The organism is Bacillus sp. FMQ74, from assembly GCF_001875785.1.
Taxonomy (GTDB): domain Bacteria; phylum Bacillota; class Bacilli; order Bacillales; family Bacillaceae; genus Bacillus; species Bacillus stercoris.
The window spans coordinates 54455-73631 of sequence record NZ_MOEO01000013.1; the positions used below are offsets into that span (position 1 = coordinate 54455).

Annotated in this window: 15 protein-coding genes and 1 pseudogene; 5 read left to right on the forward strand and 11 right to left on the reverse strand. The window is 34.3% G+C overall.

Annotated elements, in window-relative coordinates; genetic code table 11:
- Nucleotides 1-167 precede the first annotated feature (167 nt).
- Together BLL41_RS19330 and BLL41_RS19335 are read left to right on the forward strand one after the other, a co-directional pair.
- On the forward strand, nt 168-1667 hold the full coding sequence (locus BLL41_RS19330) for a cellulase family glycosylhydrolase (protein ID WP_071579108.1): 1500 nt from the start codon (nt 168-170) through the stop codon (nt 1665-1667).
- A 74-nt stretch (nt 1668-1741) separates the two neighbouring features.
- Nucleotides 1742-2005, forward strand: coding sequence for a YnfE family protein (locus tag BLL41_RS19335; RefSeq protein WP_040083025.1), 264 nt, complete (start codon nt 1742-1744; stop codon nt 2003-2005).
- A 261-nt stretch (nt 2006-2266) separates the two neighbouring features.
- On the opposite strand, the gene BLL41_RS19340 is transcribed toward BLL41_RS19335, so the two are convergent.
- The 6 genes from BLL41_RS19340 to BLL41_RS19370 form a co-directional block, all read right to left on the reverse strand.
- Nucleotides 2267-3778: a hypothetical protein gene (locus BLL41_RS19340; RefSeq protein ID WP_061576694.1), complete on the reverse strand. Its 1512-nt coding sequence runs from the start codon at nt 3776-3778 to the stop codon at nt 2267-2269.
- Nucleotides 3779-4780 (reverse strand): ATP-binding protein, encoded by a 1002-nt coding sequence (locus tag BLL41_RS19345; protein WP_061576695.1) that lies wholly within the window; start codon nt 4778-4780, stop codon nt 3779-3781.
- Nucleotides 4781-4791: 11 nt separating this feature from the next.
- Entirely contained in the window at nt 4792-6735 is a 1944-nt protein-coding gene (locus BLL41_RS19350; protein WP_061576696.1) for a DDE-type integrase/transposase/recombinase, read from the reverse strand.
- Between the two features lies 1 nt (nt 6736).
- Complete coding sequence (locus tag BLL41_RS19355; RefSeq protein WP_160330753.1) at nt 6737-7291, reverse strand: TnsA endonuclease N-terminal domain-containing protein; 555 nt, start codon at nt 7289-7291, stop codon at nt 6737-6739.
- Nucleotides 7292-8246: 955 nt separating this feature from the next.
- On the reverse strand, nt 8247-9095 hold the full coding sequence (locus tag BLL41_RS19365) for a hypothetical protein (protein ID WP_061576699.1): 849 nt from the start codon (nt 9093-9095) through the stop codon (nt 8247-8249).
- A 136-nt stretch (nt 9096-9231) separates the two neighbouring features.
- Nucleotides 9232-9741 carry a PCYCGC motif-containing (lipo)protein gene (locus BLL41_RS19370; protein WP_061576700.1) on the reverse strand — a complete coding sequence of 170 codons (510 nt, stop codon included), beginning with the start codon at nt 9739-9741 and terminating at the stop codon, nt 9232-9234.
- A 1346-nt stretch (nt 9742-11087) separates the two neighbouring features.
- On the opposite strand from BLL41_RS19370, the gene BLL41_RS19375 reads away from it, so the two are divergent.
- The gene (locus tag BLL41_RS19375; RefSeq protein WP_061576701.1) at nt 11088-12467 is read left to right on the forward strand and encodes a murein hydrolase activator EnvC family protein; all 1380 of its coding nucleotides are present in this window, start codon (nt 11088-11090) and stop codon (nt 12465-12467) included.
- 80 nt (nt 12468-12547) lie between these two features.
- Here BLL41_RS19375 and BLL41_RS19380 read toward each other — a convergent pair whose 3' ends face one another.
- Nucleotides 12548-13261, reverse strand: a complete 714-nt coding sequence (locus BLL41_RS19380; protein WP_061576702.1) for a YwmB family TATA-box binding protein — start codon at nt 13259-13261, stop codon at nt 12548-12550.
- A 149-nt stretch (nt 13262-13410) separates the two neighbouring features.
- Between BLL41_RS19380 and BLL41_RS19385 the strand changes: the two genes are divergently transcribed.
- On the forward strand, nt 13411-15024 hold the full coding sequence (locus BLL41_RS19385) for a multicopper oxidase family protein (protein WP_061576703.1): 1614 nt from the start codon (nt 13411-13413) through the stop codon (nt 15022-15024).
- A 318-nt stretch (nt 15025-15342) separates the two neighbouring features.
- Here BLL41_RS19385 and BLL41_RS19390 read toward each other — a convergent pair whose 3' ends face one another.
- The 3 genes from BLL41_RS19390 to BLL41_RS19400 form a co-directional block, all read right to left on the reverse strand.
- Nucleotides 15343-16761, reverse strand: coding sequence for a sensor histidine kinase (locus BLL41_RS19390; RefSeq protein ID WP_061576705.1), 1419 nt, complete (start codon nt 16759-16761; stop codon nt 15343-15345).
- The gene (locus tag BLL41_RS19395) at nt 16758-17462 is read right to left on the reverse strand and encodes a response regulator transcription factor (RefSeq protein ID WP_061576706.1); all 705 of its coding nucleotides are present in this window, start codon (nt 17460-17462) and stop codon (nt 16758-16760) included. The genes BLL41_RS19390 and BLL41_RS19395 overlap by 4 nt, the downstream gene beginning before the upstream one ends.
- A gap of 181 nt (nt 17463-17643) precedes the next feature.
- Complete coding sequence (locus BLL41_RS19400) at nt 17644-18222, reverse strand: YdhK family protein (RefSeq protein ID WP_061576707.1); 579 nt, start codon at nt 18220-18222, stop codon at nt 17644-17646.
- A gap of 306 nt (nt 18223-18528) precedes the next feature.
- Here BLL41_RS19400 and BLL41_RS19405 point away from each other — a divergent pair, with 306 nt between their 5' ends.
- The gene (locus BLL41_RS19405) at nt 18529-18855 is read left to right on the forward strand and encodes a four-helix bundle copper-binding protein (protein ID WP_071579109.1); all 327 of its coding nucleotides are present in this window, start codon (nt 18529-18531) and stop codon (nt 18853-18855) included.
- 132 nt (nt 18856-18987) lie between these two features.
- On the opposite strand, the pseudogene BLL41_RS23165 reads toward BLL41_RS19405, so the two are convergent.
- Nucleotides 18988-19171: pseudogene (locus BLL41_RS23165) on the reverse strand (hypothetical protein); the annotation flags it as partial.
- Between the last annotated feature and the right edge of the window lie 6 nt (nt 19172-19177).

A 19177-nucleotide genomic window follows, 5' to 3' on the forward strand; every position in this document is an offset into this window, starting at 1 on the left:
AATTGACAGGCTATTTAATCCGTCTAAAAACAAGAACTTAGGTTGATAGACAAAGATGAGTAAAATTTTTACAATGAGTCCGTGCCAAACAAAGGGAAGGGCGGTGGAGAGGACGAGTTAATAGGCATATATTTTCGCATGATGTAAAGGAGGAAAGAATACTATATATGAAACGCCAAGTCTCTATCTTCATCGTATGTTTATTAATTTCAATACTCGCAATCGGCGTCTTAGGAAATCCAGCAGCATCTGCTGCAGAAGCAAAAACGCCAGTCGCCATAAATGGCCAGCTTAGCATAAAAGGCACGCAGCTGATCAATCAAAACGGCAAAGCGGTGCAATTGAAGGGGATCAGTTCACACGGATTGCAATGGTATGGCGATTTTGTCAATAAAGACAGCTTAAAATGGCTGAGAGACGATTGGGGTATTACCGTTTTCCGAGCGGCGATGTATACAGCAGATGGCGGTTATATTGACAACCCATCCGTGAAAAACAAAGTAAAAGAAGCAGTTAAAGCGGCAAAAGAACTTGGGATATATGTCATCATTGACTGGCATATCTTAAATGACGGCAATCCAAACCAAAATAAAGAAAAGGCAAAAGAATTTTTCAAGGAAATGTCTAGCCTTTACGGAAGCACACCTAATGTCATTTATGAAATTGCGAACGAACCAAACGGCGATGTAAACTGGAAGCGTGATATTAAACCGTATGCGGAAGAAGTAATTTCCGTTATCCGCAAAAATGATCCCGACAACATCATCATTGTTGGAACCGGTACATGGAGCCAGGATGTGAATGATGCAGCCGATGATCAGCTAAAAGATGCAAATGTTATGTACGCGCTTCATTTTTACGCCGGTACTCACGGCCAGTTTTTACGTGATAAAGCAAACTATGCACTCAGCAAAGGAGCGCCTATTTTTGTGACGGAATGGGGGACAAGCGATGCGTCCGGAAATGACGGTGTATTCCTGGATCAGTCGCGGGAATGGCTGAATTTTCTCAACAGCAAGAACATCAGCTGGGTGAACTGGAATCTTTCAGATAAGCAGGAATCATCCTCAGCTTTAAAGCTCGGGGCATCTAAAACAGGCGGATGGCGGTTGTCAGATTTATCTGCTTCAGGAACATTCGTTAGAGAAAACATTCTCGCCACCAAAGATTCGACGAAGGACATTCCTGAAACGCCCACACAAGATCAACCCACACAGAAAAACAGCGTTTCTGTGGAATACAGAGCAGGTGATGGAAGCGTGAACGGAAACCAAATCCGCCCGCAGCTTCACGTAAAAAATAACGGCAACACCAAGGTTAATTTAAAAAATATCACTGTCCGTTACTGGTATAACGCAAAAAACAAACGTCAAAACTTAGACTGTGACTACGCGCAGATTGGATGCGGCAATGTGACCCACAAGTTTGTGACGTTACATAAACCTAAGCAGGGTGCAGATACCTATCTGGAACTAGGTTTTAAAAATGGAACGCTGTCACCGGGTGAAAGCACGGGAGAGATTCAGCTTCGTCTTCACAATGATGACTGGAGCAATTATGCACAAGGCGGGGATTATTCCTTTTTCCAATCAAATACGTTTAAAACAACGAAAAAAATCACATTATATAATCACGGAAAACTGATTTGGGGAACAGAACCCAAATAGTTTAACTTTTGGCGGACATCATTGCTGATGTCCGTTTTCATCATCTTATCCAGTAAAACAAGGAGGTTTAGGTTATGGATGAAACACTGAAACAGTATATGATGCTGTTCAAAGAAATGAATCATGCGATAAATGGTCCGGACTATCCAGGTAAGGAAAAAGACATCCAGTATCAAAAAGAACAAATTGAAGCTTACGAAAAACAGCTGCAGCAAGGATTTTCTACAGATTATGACTATGATGTGTTTGCTGACTCTGTTATCAAATGCGCATATGGCGATATGACGCTAGAAGATTTAGAAGCAGTTTATTATGGATTAACAACGCCATTTTTTTGATTGGCAATAAACAATAAATTTTAATTTCTGTCTCACTAACTTAAGTATACTTTTGATATGAGACGGAAATTCATTTATTTCATTTACTTCCTAGAATATATATTATGTAAACTAGTAAAGATGGAGATTAGAGCTTTGCTGTTATGTACATTCTTCTTCTCCTGTAAAACGACAGAATTATGTTACGTATAGTGACAGAATTCTATTACGTTCCTCCACTAAAGTAACATAATTCTGTCACTTGGATTTCGTTCGGTTATTTCAAGATAATATAATTTGATGGAATTTTTTAATCTCACTCATGAAATTATTGCTTTTATAATAAACTATGCTTGAATTTTTATGTTCAATTATGATTGTATATTGTGGTTTTTCAGCTGCTAATTTTTCAAACAACTCATTTGTTTCAATTGTATCTGCTAGTGTGCATTCCTTTTTTTTATTGATTTTGCTGTTTTTTAAGCAAAAAGTAAACAATTGAAGTAAAAAGTGGCAGTTCATTTTATGCAAAATTGATTTTAATTGTTTAAGGCTTAAGTATGTTATAGATGCTGAAGAAAGCAAAAAGTTATAAACCTCAAGAAAGTCTATCCTCCAAGAATAGATATGATTAAAATAACTAAACTCCCCCCTCTTTGTTTTTTCAAAACCAAGAGTATTAACGTTTCTAATGTAAAGGGGCTCTGAAAAAAAACGCCAAAGTCCATAAGCTCTAATTATAGGGGGTAGATTTTTTTCTTTAAGCACGTTTTCAAAAAAGTCTTTGTTTTTTATTTTTCTGTGTTGTTTTAGGAAAGTTCTGCGCAAGTAACGATGTATTGCTTTATAAATCAGAATACTTTCAAAATAGATTTCCGAATAACCGAATTCTAAAAGAAGTCGGTTTAACTCATGTCTTCTTATTGCTTTTTTAACATCAATTTCTTTTGTTGAATAAGGTTTTCTTTGAATTATGCGGTTGCAGAGATCGTTGTACAATTCTTTAGGAAGTTGACGGATTTCAAAGGCAGAATTATGTTTGGATTTGGAATGGATTTTGAGGTTATTTATGTATAGAATTGATTCAACTGTTAACTTAAGATCCTTTTTAGGGATTGACTGACTTTTTGTAAAATGAGACATGTAGATATCAAAATCTCTTCGATTAATGTTTAACCAACTTTGTATTGTTCCATTACGGATTTTATAGAAAGGCTCAGTTAAGCCCCATTTCAGTATGTTGTATTTCTGTATCATGTATTTCAAGAAGCTGTAACCACATTGACAAGTAAATGCTGCGGTATCTTTGGAGAGGAGGTATTCGATGTCTTGATTGCAATTTGGGCACCTGTTATGAAGAGCTGTTCCATGATAAGGGCATTTATCAAAGAGTCTTAATTGGTGAAATATCGAATGGAATCCTTGGTGGATGCATTTTGGGCAAAAAGTTAGCTGCTCATAGAAAAAATTTGATAATTGATTTAGATTTGAAGGATTTTTAAATAGCGGCCAAATTATTCGAGTGCAGTTTTCCAAATAAATTGTTTTGATATCTTGTCCAAGCAGTTTCAGTAATTCATCATCACTGAAATATCTTAATGCAATGATGTCACGCTTTGATCGTCCGGCAATCGATGGATTTTTTAATTTTTTTATTTCCTCCCCACCTAATGTTTCTAACAATTCATTTGGAGTTAAAAAGTTACTGGACATGATCTTCTGTAGAATTGACCAAGAGGACTCATATGGGTAAACCCAGTTAGCTGACCATATTAGACGTTTTTGTTCTATCACCTATCGCTCACCTTCTGCTAATAAGAATTCACTGTATTTTTCAGCTGCGAGGTATCCAGATTCTTCAATACAACTTCGCCAATCATTTATTGAAATAAGATTTACGTCTGCACCATCAGTTCCCAAAAATCTTAGTGCATTTTCTACAGTGCCAGTAAAATAAAACATTGGGATTTCAATTTTAGTCCGACTATTGTGATCTCTAATGATCTCTACAAAAGCGCTATATAATTCTTTAGAAAAAGTACTTAATCTAAACCCATTTTCATACTGTTCGGGGAAGAAATATTTAGTGAAGGTCCATTCTGTTCCGAGTGGATAAACTGAAATTTCATCGAAGGATTTCAGACAGAGTTCTATATCTGCTTGAGAAACAAGCCCTTTGAAATGATATTCGTGCAACATAAAGCGGCCAATAATCTGCTTTTTATTAGTATGGACAAAAGCAGATCGTTGACTTAATAATTCTCTCTGTCCAACTAAAAAAACAGTTAATAATACACCGGCACTATCTAATTCATTATAAATATCCATTAGCCATTCATAGTGTAATTCTGTGAGTCTTTGAGCGTCATCCAAAAAGAGTATCACTCTATTTTTGGATGACGAGAACCCTTTTTCAATCAAGAAGTTGTATAAACGCTGTCTTTTTGCCACTGCCTTCCCGACTGAAGGAGTGGCATGATTAACTTCTCTTAAAAATAATTCGAAAAAATCATTTTCGTTAACATTCTTAAACTTACTGCATTTAATGTTAAATATAGCAGTATCATACCCGACTATATCAATTGAAGGTAAAGTACTTATTATATAGCGAATGGCTCTTGTCTTCCCGAGTCTTGGATTTCCAACAATAATTGCTCCAGGAGTTCTGCTTTGTATCCACATAACAACTCTTTTGAACATTCTATTTATTTCATTAGTTGCAATCAAATAAGAACCGGTATCAATCGGATGAGTTCCAGGAGAAATATAAGGTCGAACAGATAAATTGTTTACCATTACCCCCACTCCTAATAGAGAATAGTCTCAGTTAACGATGGTATTTTCTTTTGAAGTTTACGTTTACATTTCAAATTATTCGAATAATCATCTCTGTTGATTGACGATTCGGGCTTATTTTTATTTTCTTCTTGAATAGTTGATTCCTTCTCTGTCTTTTTCATGACTTTATTTAATTTATTTCGCGAACTTTTATGTGTCATTGCTTTTTCTCTTAAGTATTCCTGATAAATTTCAATCGGATTTTGATGTTCAGTGAAATAAATTTTTCTGTCTCTCCTCAATTTGAAAATAGCTCTTCGCATTTTTAAATCATGAGGAAGAATACCCCACTTTCCTTTCGCAGTTAATATTCCAAGTTCGCTGCCATCTTCAAAAAAAGCTTTAATAGATCTTAAATCATCGGAATTAGCCAATATAAAAAGTGATTGGCCAGCTAAAGATGAAGAATTGGCTAGAACTTCATTAGTGTAAACAACCCCTTCAAAGTAAATGTAAGGCCTTCTTCCCTTTTTATAACCACCTTGAATTTTCCTCTTTGCTTTAATATTTAACAAAGTAAAGTGCTCTCTCATTTGTTCATTAAGAACTCTTGGCGGACCTTCCCTGAAAATACGTTGTTTCATTGCTTCTACGGGGGTTAAATTATTAACCCCATAATTTGGGGTGTTATTGTAATGGGCTAGACAAACTTCAATTACTTGATGTAATTCGTCTATTGTAATTTCATATTTAATGGCCTTTGCAGAAGAATTACGCCGTTTTGGATCGTTTGGATTGCTGCCGGTTGTACTTGGCAAACGATGAAAGTAATCTTCTTCAATGGTTCTAAAGAATCTTTCAACGATACTTCGATATTCTGGGAATTTAACTGGACCATAATTAACATGGCAGCCTAAATCATTAGTTAAGCTATCCCTTACTCTATTTGCTAGATGTGATTTGGCATTATCGAATAAAATTTGAGTCCATATGCCCCACTGTGTTTCGGGAATAGCCAGAGATGGAAAACCACCATTGTCTGGATAACGCAAATTAGGGATATTTAAATTCATTTTTTTATGCGGTCTAATTGCGTTCATTATGCATTTCAAAACATCGTTTTGATCATATTCTCTTTCTAGGCATAAATGATAGCCGATCACTGCTCTTGTTGCTGTATCAATAATTGTTAGTAAGTAGATACGATTTAACGTATTAACAATTTCATCACCTTCTAACGTCTTAAAACGGAGTGCTAATTCAACATCAATCTTATGCCCATCTAACTGAACTTGTTCAAAAGGAGACGTTATTAAAGATGTTTTTTGATGATGAGAGCCAGTATGTTTAAATGTGTGAGACTTACTTTCTCCTATTCTAACAACTGCTTCTTCAGTATGTTCAACTGTTAATTCCTGAGCGAATCGTAATAACGACCTATAACCTACGTCTGTTGTGTTAAATGGGTATGAATCATTATCTATGTTTAATTTTCTGCATTCTTGAATGAATTTTTGATGAAGATGTTTGATTGAGATCACATTATCCGAGACAGAAGTTTTCATCTTTTTTAAAAATGTTTTTGTTAAAAATTCCTCAAGCTCAGGATACTGTTTCATTAGTTGTGAAAATGAATTTGAAAATCCTTTTTTATTTGAATTCATGCTTGGCTTATTTTTAAAGATCCTTTTTCCAGGTATTAATGCTCTGTAACCATAAATTTGTCCATACTTATCAAAGCTAAGGCATCTTCTTATTAACCGTCTTATTTCATGAGGACAAAGTGAAGTTTTTTTGGATATCTCTTGCATTGTGTGAGCTTGTTTAAAATAAAGATCAATTGCTAATTTCCTTTGGTTGAATTTCCTTTGTTTTTCAGGTGATAATTCGCTTTCAAGGACGGTTGGCCATTGATGTGTATTTAACAAATCCGGGTTTAAATCAATAAACTTTTCAATCATAGTTTTTGGCATTTTAACACCACACCTTTGAATGGATAGTAAACCGTTGAGTTTCAATGTCAATTTTTAGTTTGCCTTGAAACACTAGATTAAGCACACATTCAAAGACACTATTCATATTTTCTTGCAGCATTTCTGTGATATTCTTCAATGAGACACCTTTGGGATTATTTGAATTGTTGACATATCTATAAATTTTATGATTTAGAGGATGGTTTTCTTGACTGTTGGAAAGAAAGGGAATGATCTTTTTTGCGTTATCCAGCAATACCGGATTTTTTCGAATAATTTCATCAGTCTGAACACTGTATTTGTATCCGTTCTCAAGACACCATTTACGTTGAGTGTTTATTTGTTCTTGAGTTCTAGTTTTGGAGAGGTCAGAAAAGTATTTAATTTCTCGGAACTCTTCAGATAAATTAGTATAAAGAACCCAAGCGTCAAAGATGCTTGAATAAATTTTATGTTCGCGTTTGCAATTTATTTTTAGAGGTTGTTCACAAAATGTTTTAATTGACGGGGTGATTTCCAATAAAAGCCAATGATCATATTCTAAGCTGCTATACAATCGTACGACTCTCTTCAACTTTGGACTGTATACTTCCCAATAATTATTTCCATATTTCATGCTTCTGTTTATTTGTATGGGGGTATACATTGAGTAGCACTCCCCTTCTCTTTGAAATTTTGTATATTTTTATATTCGCTATGTCAATCAGGAATCCTTCTTTAAAAGGGATTTTAGAACGAAAAATGACGATATATTAAAGAAAATTTAAAGGGGAGACTTAACTGAAATTTTCAAATAAGGTGAGCGACCAGAAAGCTGTTAAAGTTAATAGTCAAACGGTGGTATCTGTGGAGGGCATATTTTTCATTTCACTTCAAAAAATACCCCTTCTCTTTTTTCAGAAGGGATTTGTCATATTAATCTTCATCGTTCCATTCTTCGCCTTCTTCCCAGTTTTCTTTTTTCTCTTCAAGACGATTGGAAAGATACAAAACTAATCCCTCGGTTAAATTATAAAGTCTCTATACTCTCTTCGACTACGGAGGCTCTAACCAAGTTATATCCAAACAGGTTAAAAAATAATTGAATTTTGTTCTAAAATCAGGGTTGAATCGGAGTGTAAATAACGGACAAAGAATTAGTGGATTCTAAAGATAAAAAGGGACCTTTTGCTGAAATCTGAGTGTGGTGCAAGGCTTACTAAATGAAACTAATAAAGTTCTATGTACTTCTCCTGGTGGATTATAGACAAAAGACACGACTAAAATTAAGGTTTGGTTATGTTTTTTTATTCATTACATGTTTGTCTTGAGGCAAAATAATAAAGTCATTTAATTCTTCTTTCAAAAACACAAAGAAGATACTAATTTTTAAGCTAGCATCTCCTTTTAGAGTTCTGTCTTCCTCATATAAGCACCGTTTATCATGATGTTTTAATATTCCTCTATATACTGTTAGGCAGTGACACTTGTTACCATGATCCTACAATAATTAAGAGCAAAACACAAATTTATTAAATCTCCTGTTCACTAACTGGTTGTTCTGACTCCAAGAAAAATTCTACAAAATCACGTCCAAACTTGGAAATCTCAAAATTGTCTTTTGACTTAAATGTTGGCTCTTTTAATTTTGGTAATGAACGTTTAAACTTCGGATTTGTCAACTTGTCTAAAAAGGAGTATAGTTCTTTAAATGCCTTTGAAATTTCTTCAAGATCGTCCGTGATTTTCAAGTCGGTTCTTGTTGTTAACACTCCAATCCTAAGTAGATTTCTACGCACTGCTTCATATTGCTCATAGCTTATACCATGTCTGTCCATAATTTCCTGAAACGTTTCTTTTGATTCTTGATCAAATGCATAACGAGAAACATACATAAGTCTAAGGACAGATATATCCACCATTCTAAGTTCTTTTAAGACGTCGTAATAGGTTAGGATAAAGTCATTCGACACATGGTGATGTTCAGTAATATTCACGAATCCATTTACCATATATCGGATTTTTTCTTCCTGTTGTTCGTCTATAACGTAATCCAGCACATATTGAAATAACTGATCAATCTGTTCTTTTTGTTCAAATGTTTTTAATTCTAGATTTAAACGGATTTCCTCTATTTTAGATTGCAATTCCTCTGTGAATGTTTTGATGTTTCTTTCAAAACGGGCACGTTTATAACTTTGAACTGCGCCTGAGATCCCAGGAATGAGTGAACTTGCTGCATCAACAAGAATATCACCTGTTATGCTTGTTATAGATTCCTTTGCAATATCAGCAGCTGTGTCACTACTAACATTTAAAAAAGTATCAAGAGCTAGCTCACGCCCTGTTTGTTGGATATCTTTCCTTCTACCGTCATTCAAAAATAACCTCTCCTTTTGACTTAGATAGAACAATGTGCTTTCCCAGACATTCTATTTTTTCAGCCATGAAGGTAATTCTAGTCAGACCTCTTTAATTCCTTCTAAAATTATTGTACTTGGTGAAAAACTAAGCGGATTATACCTGCGGGGTAGGAGTCGGTTTAGCATACCCCTCTTTATATTCTTCATCAATCAACTTCCGAACTTCATTCGATGATTTTCCTTCTTTAAATTTTGAAATCGATTTAGCTGCGATTTCTAAACAAACATTGCAATTTGTTCCATGGTCATCCCAGACAATGGAGTTATCTTTTTTATATTTGTAAACAAAACAATCATAGTTACTTTTATGACCGACAGACTCACCACATCCACAGTAACAAGGGATGTTTTCAAGCAATTCTTTATTCATCGCTGCAGCCTTATACAGATTTTGCATATCTTCCGGTTTGTCATTTAAGAATTTAGGTAACACACCGACTGACCTTGTTTCTTCTCTGATGTCACCCGAGCTTGCTGAAGTATGATTAGCATGATCTACTTCTTTCTGAGAACCTAAGTCATTCTTCAATCCGTTAGTATTATTGGAACAAGCACCTAAGATAATGAAACATACCGAGATTACAAAAAGAACAGTTTTCTTCATAAGTTTTTAACACTCCTTTTTTGATGAACTCCTATGATACAGTCTATATTTCAAGAAGAAATAAAAATTGTCTATGAAATCGCCATCATTTTGCTGAAATATATGCTAACCATGAATAAAAGGCCGAACATAACAGCTACAAAGGATATGGTTTGTTGATAAAAGCTAAGAATAATCAGCCCCAGAAAAATAACCCTCGTAATGAATAATAAATGGTTTGAAGCGTAATAGAAAAATGTATATCGACGGATATTTTACTTTTCCTCCTATAAAGTATTTAAATCAGGAAGAATTCCCTTAAGATGTGACCTTAGAAATAATATCATGAGGAGGAGATAGAGTTCCAAGTATAGAGGTTAAGAAAAATATTATCATTAAGGTTATGCATTCCGGCTTTTATCCAAGAAAAAAGGATTATAAAGTGATAGTGCTTTCGTTTTTCGAATAAGAACACCATTAATAAAAGCAAAAGCAAGCAATGGCAGAATTCCAATATGTTTTAAAAGAAGCATTTGTCCATAAGGTAAAACCCAACACTTCGCATAATCTTTTATATCTACAACGTATGAACAGGTACATCACCATCATCATGTAAGTATAGAATTAAAAGATGAATCAAAGAATAGCCATTTTACTATCCTTAATTCATCTTTCTTTTAATTTAGTCTCAATATAGGTGTTGCCTTAATAGAATAATTCTCCTATCAACTCCACAATAGTCTGTGGACGATTACTGCTGAAGCTAACGATGCCAAGCTTCAGGTAAGGCTAGTGCTAAGGGTATTAGCGGTAATTGATAAACAATACAAACCCTACTTAATGTTTTTCATGCAGTTTTTTCTCCTTCCCTTCTTGTTAGTCACATCGCCCTTGAACTATTAACTTTCCATATAACTATAAAGTGGGTTATAAGTTTAAGTTTTAATTATATGTAAAAAAGATGGCCTTCTCCAAGAAACGAAGATGGCCATTCAAATTAAAGAGGGGTCCCTTCGTATTCATTTAAATATATAAATATGTAGAAGATGTGTAGTTTTTTTATAATAACGTATATGAATGGTGAACCATCTTTCAAATGTGTATTCAAGGCTTATTTTTTGTCTTCCCTATACTGTCATTATTTGTTGAGATCTGCAAATGAATCAAGTTCACTTTCTCTCTTGCTTGTGACCCTAATTATTTAGATAGATTTAAAATTCTATTATGTTCATAGATAAATCGATTGATTACGACATAGTTTGATTTTGAAATAAAAATGTAACATCCTCAAGTCGATTCATGACGTATAATGAAAAAAATGTTGAGAGTGGGTCCCTTTCAACATTTTTTTCAAGGAGGAAGTACATTTGAAACGCAATTATGTATCAATTAGTTTAGCATCCCTTTTAATTTCTTCGGGGCTAATCATTCCATTTTCCGAAAGTCATGCATTAGCTTATGATGATTTGGATAAAAAGCAAAAAGATATTAGTAACAAACTATCCGAAAATCAATCTAAGTTGTCAGAAAATAAAAAAAATCGTTCCCAACTTGATTCAGATCAAGAAAAATTAACTGCTGAGTTAGAGAAAATCGACAATCAGATTATAACAACCAATACTTCAATTACAAATAGACAGAATGAAGTTAAACAAACGAAAACAAAAATTAAAAAACTAAAAAAGGAAATTAAAGAAATCAATAATCGAATCGAAATAAGAAAGAAACTGCTACAGGATCGGATTCGTTCATTACAGGAAAGTGGAGGAAATGTAAATTACATAGACGTTCTCCTAGGTGCTAAAAGTTTTTCTGACTTTATAAGTCGTGCTGTTGCGATCAATACTATTGTAGATGCTGATAAAGAAATTCTTAAAGCCTATAAGAAAGATTTAGAACTTGTTGAACAAAAAGAAAAAGAAATAAATAATAGTCTAGATAACTTAAATGCTGACCTTGCAGCGCTTGAATCATTAAACGCTAAATTAAAGAATCAGCAAGGAGAAAAAAGTAAATTATTGAAGCAAGTTAAAAAAGATCAAAAAGAAGCTGCTGATGAACTCGGTTCTCTTGAAAACGAAGCAGAAATTTTAAAAAGTCAGAATGAAGCCATTAAAGCAGAAGAAGCTTATAGAAAGCAAAAAGAGGAAGAAGCAAATAGAGTAGCAGAAGAAAAGAAAACCGAGAAAAAACCACAACCAAAAGAAAATAAGCAAGTTGTGGAAGAAAAGAAAACTGAGGATAAATCACAACAAAATACAACCCAAACTAATACCGCAACACCTTCTTCTAATGGGTCTGTTTCCCGGAAGACTGTGGAAAAAATTCAGAAATCTACTGATTCAAATACTTCAGGATTTATCAAGCCAGCGCCAGGAGTACTAACATCTAACTTTGGGGCTAGATGGGGAACAACACATTTTGGGGTAGATATTGCTCAGGCTGGGTCAGATGTTCCTATTTATGCTGCTGCTTCAGGTACTGTTTACAGTTCTCGATATTCATCCTCCTATGGGAATGTCATTTTTATCACCCATAATATTAATGGACAGACCTATCAAACTGTATATGCTCATATGTCTTCTAGAAAAGTTCAGACAGGTGATCGTGTAGAGCAAGGTCAGAGAATCGGAACAATGGGAAATACAGGGGAATCACAAGGCCAACATCTGCACTTTGAAATTCATAAAGGTCTTTGGAACGCAGCAAAGACTAACGCAGTTGACCCAACACCTTACATTCAATAGTTTTTCGAAGAAAGAGGCAGACACAATGGTAAATAACCTTTTGTATCAGCCTCTTTTTTAATCTGATGTTTTTTACTAACTTAATATTCTAATGTGATGATTGGAGCCCCCATCGTCACTTGTATAAGTCCATTTCCACGTGCTTCTCTAAGCCCTAATTGAAAATTCATCGTCTTTCCATGTGCTGCCTTAATACCTGTTCCCCATTTATTAGTATACCCAGATATAGAACGAAAGTTACTCTCTTTTAAGCCTTCCACTACTCCAGCATCTGCATCGCGGAAAATCTTTTTTTCTAAGTTTTCAAGTTTAATTGCTTTTTTAATTTTCCCCTTTACTGTTACGTATTGATTGTTTTGTTTATATTTAAATGGAACAATTATTACATTGGATTTATCTGAGAGTAATTGTCCTTTCCCCTCTACGCGATGAGAAAATGTCATTGTATAAGTTTCTTTAATTGGAATAATCGATATCGAAACCTTTTCATTTCGTTTATTGTTTTTGAAGGTCCCTGTAATTGTAGTATGATGTTCATCTTTTTCTGTTTCCCACGAAAAGATGTCTCCTTTTAACTTAACTTCTTGAATGTGTTTTTTAACAATATCCTTACTTACATTTCTCAATGTTTTTTTGGTATAGACACTCCAGTCGTTTATATCAATCTCGTTTTTCTTTGCTATTTCATTTAAATCGGTTAATATTTTGATTTCGGATGCTTCAACAGTATAAATGATTTGTTTAAAAATAATAATTGAAAAGAATATGATAGTGATCATTAATAAATTCTTCATTTTTCTCACTCCTCAATATTATGAAAGATTAGAAATTAAAAAATAGAGTGTTAACTTTATAAAATTGTTTATCAGTAATTCCTTCTTCTTCATGATTTCTACAAAAAATATCGCTAAGATAGGATTGTGAAAAATTTGGAGGTGGGAAAATGAAGAAGGTACTCATACAATTTTTTTTCATTTCTTTATTTGTATTCATCTTAGGTGCATGCTCCAACTTAAAGAGTGAAAGCGAAATGGATCATAGTAATATGAATACGGAAAATAAAGAGGAAAAACCGGCAGAAGACAAAGAAGTAAATATAAGACCGACATCAAACACAGAGAAAATAAATAAAAATGAATTTACGTTAACTGCCCAAGAAAGAAAGCATACGTTAACCGACAAGAAAAAAGTGACTGCTTGGACATTTAACGGTTCTGTTCCTGGCCCTGAAATACGGGTAAAAGAGGGAGAAAATGTGAAAATTAAACTGAAAAATGAATTGCCTGAACCTGTAACTATACATTGGCATGGTTTACCGGTACCTAATAATATGGATGGTATACCTGGAGTAACTATGAATGCTGTTCAACCAGGTAAAAGCTTCACTTATGAATTTAAAGCCACTGTACCGGGCACCTATTGGTACCACAGTCATCAAAATAGTGCAGATCAGGTAGACAAAGGGCTTTATGGATCACTTATCGTTGAGAAAAAAAATGATGAGAAATATAATAAAGACCTCACTCTCGTATTAGATGAATGGATGAGTTCCGATGGTTCTATGGACATGAAAGGTATGGATATGGGTTCTCAATCTAATCAGATGAGTGGTATGGACCATGGCGAAATGAACATGGATTCTGATGAGAGTGAAGGCTCAGATAATTCTACAGGTATGGAACATGATATGAGTATGTACGATATTTTCACCATTAATGGGAAAAGCGGTAAAGATATTTCATCTTTGACAGTGAAAAAAGGAGATAAAGTAAGACTTCGATTGATTAATGCAGGATTTATGTCGCACAAAATGCACTTGCATGGCCATGATTTTAAAGTGATCAGTACAGATGGCCAAGAAATTAATAATCCAGAAGTTATTAAAGATAAATTGTTATCTATTGCTCCTGGTGAACGCTATGATATTGTGTTTACAGCAAATAACCCTGGTAAATGGTACATTGAATGTCATGGAGAAATGAAAGGTACAAAAGGAATGAAGGCACTCATTCAATATAAAGGCTTCTCTGGGAAAGTCGTCGATCAACCAAATGAAAAAGAAACTTTACCAGTCATCGATTTCACTTCTTACGGCAAAAAGAAAAAAGAAGAGTTTACACTGGGTCAATCATATGATCTAGAATATACGATGGACCTGAACACGGTTTCTAAAGGAAATGAATTAAAGTATACGATTAATGGGAAAACATTCCCTGATACAGAAAATCTTAACGTGAAAAAAGGAGATTTAGTCAAAGTCAAAATGGTCAATAACTCAAAAAGTGATGATCATCCCATGCATTTACATGGCCACTTCTTTCAAGTGTTAAGTAAAAACGGTAAACCAGTTCAAGGTTCACCAATTATTAAAGATTCTATTAATTTAAAACCTGGTGAAGAATATGTAGTTGCATTTAAAGCAGGCAATCCTGGAAATTGGATGTTCCATTGTCATGATTTGCATCATGCATCGGCAGGTATGGTATCTGAAGTGAAATATGAAGGTTTTAAACCAAGCTTCACACCTAGCTCTGAAGCAAATAATAAACCAGAGTAACGTAGTATAATGAATTTAAGTTACCGCCCGTTTTACGGGCGGTTTTGTTTTTGCTCGAATGAAAAGACCGCCCCCAACTGAGACCATCAACGGAGCTGTACTTTCTTCATTTTTGGGGATGCTGCTATCTTTTTTTAATTAAAATCAAATATATGATGGCGAAGATCATTGGTACAAACATAAATATGCATATCCCAAAAAACGATTTCATCATGTCTTGATGGAAACCATTTGTGTTAAATACTGTACTTGATAGTGTAAGGCATCCAATACCGACTAGAATAAAAAACAAGGGTATGATGATGCTGGTCAGTTTTTTCATTCCTTTTCTTCACTCACTTTTTGGCCGATTGGAAAGCATAACTTGAAAGTTGTACCAATATTCTCAACACTATTTATTTCGATTCGGCCTCCTAATAATTCGACCAAATTTTTCACGATCGCCAGTCCTAAACCTGTGCCTCCTGTAGATCTCGATCTTGATTTTTCAACCCGATAAAAACGTTCAAAAATAAAAGGCAAATCATCTTTCGGAATCCCTATGCCCGAGTCTATTATAAAAATTTGAATGTCACGTTTTTGAGGTGCAATATATATATCAATTTTTGTATCTTGATTACTGTATCGGATAGCGTTTTCGATTAAATTTATGAATATTTGTTCCAACCTCCTTCCGTCTGAAAATAAAAATGGATTTCCAGTTTTGGTACTCAAATGAATATTAATTCCTTTTTCTTTTGCTTTTAGGTCAACCTTTTTAACAGAGCTTATTAAAACCTCTGAAATGTCTACCCATTCAAAATCTAAATCTAACTTGCCTTCTTCCATTTTTGCCAGTTCGAATAAATCGTTAATAAGCTCTGCTAAACGTGTGGATTCATCATAGATAATCATCAAATATTGTTTTTTTTCTTCCTCACTGTCATAAAGCTCATCTTTTACAACCTTTGAATACCCCTTAATGTATGATATTGGTGTGCGCAATTCATGAGAAATGTTTGCAAAAAACTCTCTTCGATTGTTCCTATAATCCTCAAGCTCTCTTTCTAAATCCATGATAGCTGCAGCCAAACTTCCTACTTCATCTTTTGTAGGTACTACGAGCTTTGTTTTGAGTTTCCCTTTGGCTATTTCACGTGTAGCACGCTCCATCTTCAACAGAGGGGAGGAAAGTTTTTTGGAAATGAAAAATGTAAATCCAATTGCTATAAATAAAGATCCAATTACAGAAACCAAAAGCCAAATACGAACTTTAGCTATAGAGGTGTTCACATTGTCCATATTTGATACAACCACAAGTCCACCTTTGACTTCATTTCCAATTATGATTGGCTTACCTGACAGGAGAAATTTTTGATCTCCTCCTTTTTCGGAATATTCGATTCCAACTGTCTGTTTTTTAGAAATTGGCTGAAAGATATTATCTGATACTTGAGTACCTTCTTGAAATCCTAAGATGCCAGTGCTCTTTATTATTTTTCCCTTCATATTAAAAACGAAAAGATCTGCGTTAATTAATTCTGATGACATCTTAAACATGTGATAAGCAGCTTTATCATCCACATCTGAAATAGATGCCGAATATTTAGTCGCAAAATGATCGAGCTCTTCTTGCTTTTGATTTTTATAAAAAGATGTAAAGAGTTGATCAATCGTAAAAACTAATGGAAAAAAAACTACCAAAAATAAAACAATGATTATTCCACCGAGTTTAAAGGTAATGCTATTAATATTCATATTGATTGGTCCACATCTTTAAATTTATAACCTATTCCCCACACCGTTTGGATTGGATTATAGTCCGAACCAATGTCTCTAATCTTCAATCGAATGTTTTTTATATGTGTATCAATCGTTCTTGTGTCCCTGAAATCATCATATCCCCATAATATATCCAGAAGTACTTCTCGAGTAAATACTCTTTTAGGATTGAGCACCAATGTATGGAGTAATTTGTATTCCTTTGGAGTCAAGTCCAAAACCTTCCCTTCTATGGAGACTGAATGAGCTCCTTGATCAATCTGAAGATAACCATCTCCATATTTTATGATATTTCCATCATCACTCTCTTCTTTATTTAATACAGCTCTTCTTATTAAAGCATTTACTCGAGCGACAAGCTCCTCCGATTCAAAGGGTTTGATTAAATAATCGTCTGCGCCAATTTCCAGTCCATGAACTTTATCCTTTAATTCACTTCTAGCCGTCAGCATCAAGATTGGTGTAGAACTAACTTGTCGGATTTCTTTACATGCTTTCCATCCATCAATTCCAGGCATCATAATATCGAGAATAATTAAATCAAAAGAAGATGTTTTGACTTTCTTAATTGCTTCTTCTCCTTCACTTGCTTCTATAATATCGTAGTCTTCCAAATAAATTTTGAGCAGGTTCCTCATTTTCCATTCGTCGTCAACAATTAAAACTTTCTTCCTCATGTACTCCCTCCTAAACACAAAAATCAGCTAAATTTGGATTTCGCATATAATATTTCTGTATTTGATCATGTAAATAATAAAATATAAATGCTTCCACTTGTAAGCTGATCTATTGAAAAGAGCTTATCCTTTAAAGGAATAAGCTCTTTTCAAAATGAAAATCCTGTGATCTGTCCAAACCTTACTCAGCAGCTGAAAGTTCACTTTCTGTTACCCACTTATGATTTTTTACTTCTTTTCCGCCAGTTGTCGGCTTATAGTCAACCATATATACCGTTGTTTTTTCAGCAGTATCAATCTTAGCGGTTGCTCCTTTCATACCCTCCATATGATTTGCCTCCAAGGTCACTTCTGATCCCGGTTTGAAAGATTTATCACCAGCATCCTTTATGTCTTCTTGAACAACCCATTTATGGTTTTCGACTCTATTACCACCAGTTGTTGGTGTGTACGAAACAGCATACACAGTGGTATCATAAGCCCCTACGATTGTAGCTTTGGCCCCATTCATTCCTTTCATATGATTTGCATTTATAATTGCTTTGCTTCCTACTTTATAGGTTGGATTAGTTGCTTCTTTCATGCCTTTAGGAACTTCTCCACTCATGTCCATTTCACTATGATCCATACCTTGCATTTCTTCATTGTTTTCTTTTTTCTGATTAGCATTATCATTATTTGCGTTTGCACAAGCTCCTAGTATTAAGGAAAGAGATGCGAATAATGATACAATCACTAGACTTTTCTTGCGTTTTTTCATGTAAATATAATCCTCCTTAGGCGTTTGTAATTAACAACATCATATTACGAAAATGTGCAGAAATTGTGGAGATGATCATCAATTTTATAAAAGATCTCTTGTCTTGCTGTATTTATAAAATATTTTGCGCATTTACTATTTAAAATACTCCTATCCTAATGAAAAAAACATTGATCGGCAACTTAATTAATCTTGGTACTTGTTACTTTTATTATACCCCATGATGAATTCTCAACTGAAACGTTTAAACATCTTACTTACGGGAACTATAATTAATAATTATTAAAATGAAAGGGGCTTATTAAAATGCACGAAAAATATCAAGAATGTATTCAAGAATGTTTACATTGTATGCAGATCTGTAACCATTGTTATGATGCCTGTTTAAAAGAAGAGAACGTAAAAATGATGGCCGACTGTATTCGATTGGACCGTGAATGTGCGGACATCTGTGGTTTTGCCGCAAAAGCGATGGCTAGTAATAGCCCATTTGCTCCAGAAATTTGTCAGTTATGTGCGTCTATTTGTGAAGCATGCGGAAATGAATGTAAAAAACATAACGCAGCACACTGTCAAGAATGCGCCGAAGTTTGCTTTAAATGTGCAGAATTATGCAGAAAAATGGCTAGTTAAAAAATCATCAAAAAGGCAGTGGTCTATCGTATAGATCGGCTGCCTTCATTTTTTGCTTACTTGGTTCACATTAACTTAGCTTAAGGAACCCAATGCCTATGGTGATTTAATCCGTAAAATATTTCATAATCTTTAAGAAAAGAATGGGCATTCATTACAACCGATACCAAACCTAAATGCCATTGTTCCACCGGCGAGTATCGGATTCAAGAGTCCAAATGCAGCACTAGGAATTAAGACAAGGTTATAGGTAAATGCCCAGGAATAAATTTTGATGTATCTTGCGCATTGTTGGTTTGGAAAGTTGGTTAGTATTACATCC

Bases quoted from the DNA above. Each gene is read 5' to 3' on its own strand.
- BLL41_RS19330 (WP_071579108.1), top strand. From the start codon at position 168: ATGAAACGCCAAGTCTCTATCTTCATCGTATGTTTATTAATTTCAATA.
- BLL41_RS19335 (WP_040083025.1), top strand. From the start codon at position 1,742: ATGGATGAAACACTGAAACAGTATATGATGCTGTTCAAAGAAATGAAT.
- BLL41_RS19345 (WP_061576695.1), bottom strand. From the start codon at position 4,780: ATGGTAAACAATTTATCTGTTCGACCTTATATTTCTCCTGGAACTCAT.
- BLL41_RS19350 (WP_061576696.1), bottom strand. From the start codon at position 6,735: ATGCCAAAAACTATGATTGAAAAGTTTATTGATTTAAACCCGGATTTG.
- BLL41_RS19370 (WP_061576700.1), bottom strand. From the start codon at position 9,741: ATGAAGAAAACTGTTCTTTTTGTAATCTCGGTATGTTTCATTATCTTA.
- BLL41_RS19380 (WP_061576702.1), bottom strand. From the start codon at position 13,261: ATGAAGAATTTATTAATGATCACTATCATATTCTTTTCAATTATTATT.
- BLL41_RS19385 (WP_061576703.1), top strand. From the start codon at position 13,411: ATGAAGAAGGTACTCATACAATTTTTTTTCATTTCTTTATTTGTATTC.
- BLL41_RS19390 (WP_061576705.1), bottom strand. From the start codon at position 16,761: ATGAATATTAATAGCATTACCTTTAAACTCGGTGGAATAATCATTGTT.
- BLL41_RS19395 (WP_061576706.1), bottom strand. From the start codon at position 17,462: ATGAGGAAGAAAGTTTTAATTGTTGACGACGAATGGAAAATGAGGAAC.
- BLL41_RS19400 (WP_061576707.1), bottom strand. From the start codon at position 18,222: ATGAAAAAACGCAAGAAAAGTCTAGTGATTGTATCATTATTCGCATCT.
- BLL41_RS19405 (WP_071579109.1), top strand. From the start codon at position 18,529: ATGCACGAAAAATATCAAGAATGTATTCAAGAATGTTTACATTGTATG.